Annotated in this window: 2 tRNA genes, 3 rRNA genes and 1 pseudogene; all 6 read left to right on the top strand. The window is 53.8% G+C overall.

The features are described from left to right. Window positions 1-222, top strand: a pseudogene (locus ACQUTG_RS18380) (hypothetical protein); the annotation flags it as partial. A gap of 215 nt (window positions 223-437) precedes the next feature. Continuing rightward, window positions 438-1977, top strand: a 16S ribosomal RNA gene (locus ACQUTG_RS18375). 233 nt (window positions 1978-2210) lie between these two features. Then, window positions 2211-2287, top strand: a tRNA-Ile gene (locus ACQUTG_RS18370). Window positions 2288-2382: 95 nt separating this feature from the next. Further along, window positions 2383-2458 (top strand) — tRNA-Ala (locus tag ACQUTG_RS18365). Window positions 2459-2772: 314 nt separating this feature from the next. After that, window positions 2773-5663 (top strand): 23S ribosomal RNA (locus ACQUTG_RS18360). An 80-nt stretch (window positions 5664-5743) separates the two neighbouring features. Continuing rightward, window positions 5744-5857 (top strand): 5S ribosomal RNA (gene rrf, locus ACQUTG_RS18355); the annotation flags it as partial.

Raw genomic sequence — 5857 nt, 5'->3', positions numbered from 1 at the left:
GTCGTTGACAGTTTTCCTGAGGGCTGTAGAATGCGCACCACTTCTGAGGGACAAGCCACTGACGCAGCGGCGGCCCGAGGGAGTAACTGCTTGAAAGTTTTGAAGAAAATGGTTTCAAGATTTCTTCAGAAAGCGGTTGACAAGGTGGCGGTTCAGTGTAGAATGCGCGCCTCGTTTGAAGCAGTAAGCCGGACGGTTTTTGGCGGGTTTGAAAGAGTTTGAAAACGCTGAAAACTAACGGTTGACAAGGTCGGGATTCGATGTAGAATACGCGGCCTTGATTGAGCAGAGGCTCAACGCTCTTTAAAAAGTTAACCAAGTAATTCGTGTGGGCGCTGGCCGAGGTATTTCGGACACGAAATATCAGGACAGTGACTCGTCGAAATTGAGTTTTGTCTTGAGCAAGAATAGAGAATCTTCGGATTCTTGTATGATTTAAACTGAAGAGTTTGATCATGGCTCAGATTGAACGCTGGCGGCAGGCTTAACACATGCAAGTCGAGCGGTAACAGGGGGTGCTTGCACCCTGCTGACGAGCGGCGGACGGGTGAGTAATGCATAGGAATCTGCCCAGTAGTTGGGGATAGCCCGGGGAAACCCGGATTAATACCGAATACGCCCTACGGGGGAAAGCAGGGGATCTTCGGACCTTGCGCTATTGGATGAGCCTATGTCGGATTAGCTAGTTGGTGGGGTAACGGCTTACCAAGGCGACGATCCGTAGCTGGTCTGAGAGGATGATCAGCCACATCGGGACTGAGACACGGCCCGAACTCCTACGGGAGGCAGCAGTGGGGAATATTGGACAATGGGGGCAACCCTGATCCAGCCATGCCGCGTGTGTGAAGAAGGCTTTCGGGTTGTAAAGCACTTTCAGTGAGGAGGAAAACCTTATGGCTAATACCCATGAGGCTTGACGTTACTCACAGAAGAAGCACCGGCTAACTCCGTGCCAGCAGCCGCGGTAATACGGAGGGTGCAAGCGTTAATCGGAATTACTGGGCGTAAAGCGCGCGTAGGTGGTTTGGTAAGCGAGATGTGAAAGCCCCGGGCTTAACCTGGGAACGGCATTTCGAACTGTCAGACTAGAGTGTGGTAGAGGGTAGTGGAATTTCCTGTGTAGCGGTGAAATGCGTAGATATAGGAAGGAACACCAGTGGCGAAGGCGGCTACCTGGACCAACACTGACACTGAGGTGCGAAAGCGTGGGGAGCAAACAGGATTAGATACCCTGGTAGTCCACGCCGTAAACGATGTCAACTAGCCGTTGGGGATCTTGAATCCTTAGTGGCGCAGCTAACGCACTAAGTTGACCGCCTGGGGAGTACGGCCGCAAGGTTAAAACTCAAATGAATTGACGGGGGCCCGCACAAGCGGTGGAGCATGTGGTTTAATTCGACGCAACGCGAAGAACCTTACCTGGCCTTGACATCCTGCGAACTTTCTAGAGATAGATTGGTGCCTTCGGGAACGCAGTGACAGGTGCTGCATGGCCGTCGTCAGCTCGTGTCGTGAGATGTTGGGTTAAGTCCCGTAACGAGCGCAACCCCTATCCCTAGTTGCTAGCAGTTCGGCTGAGAACTCTAGGGAGACTGCCGGTGACAAACCGGAGGAAGGTGGGGATGACGTCAGGTCATCATGGCCCTTACGGCCAGGGCTACACACGTGCTACAATGGCGCGCACAGAGGGCTGCAAACTCGCGAGGGTAAGCCAATCTCTTAAAACGCGTCGTAGTCCGGATCGCAGTCTGCAACTCGACTGCGTGAAGTCGGAATCGCTAGTAATCGCGAATCAGAATGTCGCGGTGAATACGTTCCCGGGCCTTGTACACACCGCCCGTCACACCATGGGAGTGGATTGCACCAGAAGTGGTTAGTCTAACCTTCGGGAGGACGATCACCACGGTGTGGTTCATGACTGGGGTGAAGTCGTAACAAGGTAGCCGTAGGGGAACCTGCGGCTGGATCACCTCCTTAAACGAAGCCGAATGCTTCGGTCAGAGTCCACACGAATTACTTGGTTGGCTAATAAAGAGAGCAAAAGGGTCTTTGCAGGCCCGATGTCGGTTTGGTTAAACCTCAGGGTTTAGCGCCGGATTCGCGCCAGCTGACAAGGCGCAGGCTGAGAGAGCGAGGGAGCGTACACACGTACGTGACCGAGTGAACGAAGACTGCAACGCAGCTCAGGTGGTGCGAAGACAAGCAAAACCGGGTCTGTAGCTCAGGTGGTTAGAGCGCACCCCTGATAAGGGTGAGGTCGGTGGTTCAAGTCCACCCAGACCCACCAGAATTTCGCTGCTCGTCGTTGCTTCCAGGCTCACGTGCTGTTCGCACGCTACACCTGAAAGCGCCTAGATCAGCAAAATTCTTGGCAACTTTACTGGGGCCGTAGCTCAGCTGGGAGAGCGCCTGCCTTGCACGCAGGAGGTCAGGAGTTCGATCCTCCTCGGCTCCACCAAAAAAACTTTACTGACTAACTCCGGTTAGCAGTGTGCAGAAACAAGTGTTTCGACTTGATGAAATTGAGTTTGAAGCCCTTCTTTCTGATCACTGGGTCAGATTTGCTCTTTAACAAATTGGACGAGATAGAACACGAATATTCTTCTCTCTTTATCTCCGAGAGAAGATGTTCAAAGTGATAGCGATTTCAAGCGTTATCCGGTGTTGTCGTTGAAGTGGTTGTTGTATGGCTTCAGTCGGCTGTCTCGAATAAGCGTCAATCAGGCTTGCCTGGCGGGTGCGGATTCGTGGTCAGTTGTCTTGGGGTTATATAGTCAAGCAACTAAGCGCATACGGTGGATGCCTTGGCAGTCAGAGGCGATGAAAGACGTGGAAGCCTGCGATAAGGTTCGGGGAGCTGGCAAACGAGCTGTGATCCGGACATCTCTGAATGGGGAAACCCACCGACTTTCGGGTCGGTACCGTACAGTGAATCCATAGCTGTACGGGGCGAACCGGGGGAACTGAAACATCTAAGTACCCCGAGGAAAAGAAATCAACCGAGATTCCCTCAGTAGCGGCGAGCGAACGGGGACCAGCCCTTAAGCTGGACGACTGGTAGGAGAAGGCTCTGGAAAGTGCCGCCATAGTGGGTGATAGCCCCGTATCCGAAACCTGAGTTCAGTGAAATCGAGTAGGACGGGACACGTGATATCCTGTCTGAACATGGGGGGACCATCCTCCAAGGCTAAATACTCCTGACTGACCGATAGTGAACCAGTACCGTGAGGGAAAGGCGAAAAGAACCCCTGTGAGGGGAGTGAAATAGACCCTGAAACCGTATGCGTACAAGCAGTCGGAGCACCTTCGGGTGTGACGGCGTACCTTTTGTATAATGGGTCAGCGACTTATGTTCAGTGGCGAGGTTAACCGTTTAGGGGAGCCGTAGGGAAACCGAGTCTGAATAGGGCGATTCAGTCGCTGGGCATAGACCCGAAACCGGGCGATCTATCCATGAGCAGGTTGAAGGTTGAGTAACATCAACTGGAGGACCGAACCCACTGTCGTTGAAAAGCCAGGGGATGACTTGTGGATCGGAGTGAAAGGCTAATCAAGCCCGGAGATAGCTGGTTCTCCCCGAAAGCTATTTAGGTAGCGCCTCGGACGAATACCACTGGGGGTAGAGCACTGTTTGGGCTAGGGGGCCATCTCGGCTTACCAACCCCAGGCAAACTCCGAATACCAGTGAGTACTATCCGGGAGACACACGGCGGGTGCTAACGTCCGTCGTGAAGAGGGAAACAACCCAGACCGCCAGCTAAGGTCCCCAAGTACCAGTTAAGTGGGAAACGATGTGGGAAGGCTCAGACAGCTAGGAGGTTGGCTTAGAAGCAGCCATCCTTTAAAGAAAGCGTAATAGCTCACTAGTCGAGTCGGCCTGCGCGGAAGATGTAACGGGGCTCAAACTGGTCACCGAAGCTGCGGCTGTACACGTAAGTGTACGGGGTAGGGGAGCGTTCTGTAAGCCTGCGAAGGTGTGTCGAGAGGCATGCTGGAGGTATCAGAAGTGCGAATGCTGACATGAGTAACGACAATGCGGGTGAAAAACCCGCACGCCGGAAGACCAAGGGTTCCTGCGCAACGCTAATCGGCGCAGGGTGAGTCGGCCCCTAAGGCGAGACCGAAAGGTGTAGTCGATGGGAAACGGGTTAATATTCCCGTACCTTGGATAGCTGCGATGGAGAGACGGAGAAGGCTAGGTGAGCCGGGCGACGGTTGTCCCGGTTTAAGCGAGTAGGGAGTGGACTTAGGCAAATCCGGGTCCACAATCCTGAGACGCGACGACGACTGCCCACGGGCGGGAAGTCATTGATGCCCTGCTTCCAGGAAAATCTTCTAAGCTTCAGGCTATTCGAGACCGTACCCCAAACCGACACAGGTGGTCAGGTAGAGAATACCAAGGCGCTTGAGAGAACTCGGGTAAAGGAACTAGGCAAAATGGTGCCGTAACTTCGGGAGAAGGCACGCTGGTAGTAGGTGAAGCCCCTGCGGGTGGAGCCGAGACCAGTCGAAGATACCAGGCCCCTGCGACTGTTTATTAAAAACACAGTACTCTGCAAACACGAAAGTGGAAGTATAGGGTATGACGCCTGCCCGGTGCCGGAAGGTTAATTGATGGGGTTAGGATTCGTCCGAAGCTCTTGATCGAAGCCCCGGTAAACGGCGGCCGTAACTATAACGGTCCTAAGGTAGCGAAATTCCTTGTCGGGTAAGTTCCGACCTGCACGAATGGCGTAACGATGGGGGCGCTGTCTCTACCCGAGACTCAGTGAAATTGAAATCGCCGTGAAGATGCGGTGTATCCGCGGCTAGACGGAAAGACCCCGTGAACCTTTACTATAGCTTCACAGTGAACTTTGAGCATGCTTGTGTAGGATAGCTGGGAGGCTTTGAACCCGGGACGCCAGTTCCGGTGGAGCCAACCTTGAAATACCAGCCTGGCATGTTTGAGGTTCTAACTTGGTCCCCTGATCGGGGATGAGGACACTGTGTGGTGGGTAGTTTGACTGGGGCGGTCTCCTCCCAAAGCGTAACGGAGGAGCACAAAGGTGGGCTAAGCATGGTCGGACATCATGCGGTTAGTGTAATGGCACAAGCCCGCTTAACTGCGAGACAGACACGTCGAGCAGGTGCGAAAGCAGGTCATAGTGATCCGGTGGTTCTGTATGGAAGGGCCATCGCTCAACGGATAAAAGGTACTCCGGGGATAACAGGCTGATACCGCCCAAGAGTTCACATCGACGGCGGTGTTTGGCACCTCGATGTCGGCTCATCACATCCTGGGGCTGAAGCCGGTCCCAAGGGTATGGCTGTTCGCCATTTAAAGTGGTACGCGAGCTGGGTTTAGAACGTCGTGAGACAGTTCGGTCCCTATCTGCCGTGGACGTTGGAGATTTGAGGAAAGCTGCTCCTAGTACGAGAGGACCGGAGTGGACGAACCTCTGGTGTTCGGGTTGTGTCGCCAGACGCACTGCCCGGTAGCTATGTTCGGACAGGATAACCGCTGAAAGCATCTAAGCGGGAAGCCCCTTCCAAGATGAGATCTCCCTGGACCCTCGAGGTCCCTGAAGAGCCGTTCAAGACCAGGACGTTGATAGGTCGGGTGTGTAAGCGCTGCGAGGCGTTGAGCTAACCGATACTAATTGCTCGTGCGGCTTGACTATATAACACCCAAGACAATTGCGGATAACGCGAAATCAACATCACTTAACTCTATCCCGTCCCCCAGTGATCAACCGTTTTGCCTGACGACCATAGCGGTCTGGAACCACCTGATCCCATCCCGAACTCAGAAGTGAAACAGACCAGCGCCGATGGTAGTGTGGCATGGCCCATGCGAGAGTAGGTCATCGTCAGG

The organism is Marinobacter sp. DUT-1 (assembly GCF_050379415.1).
In the GTDB taxonomy this organism is placed as follows: Bacteria; Pseudomonadota; Gammaproteobacteria; order Pseudomonadales; family Oleiphilaceae; genus Marinobacter.
The sequence above is the reverse complement of the archived record's forward strand: the minus strand, read 5'-3'. Positions and strand labels throughout refer to the sequence as shown.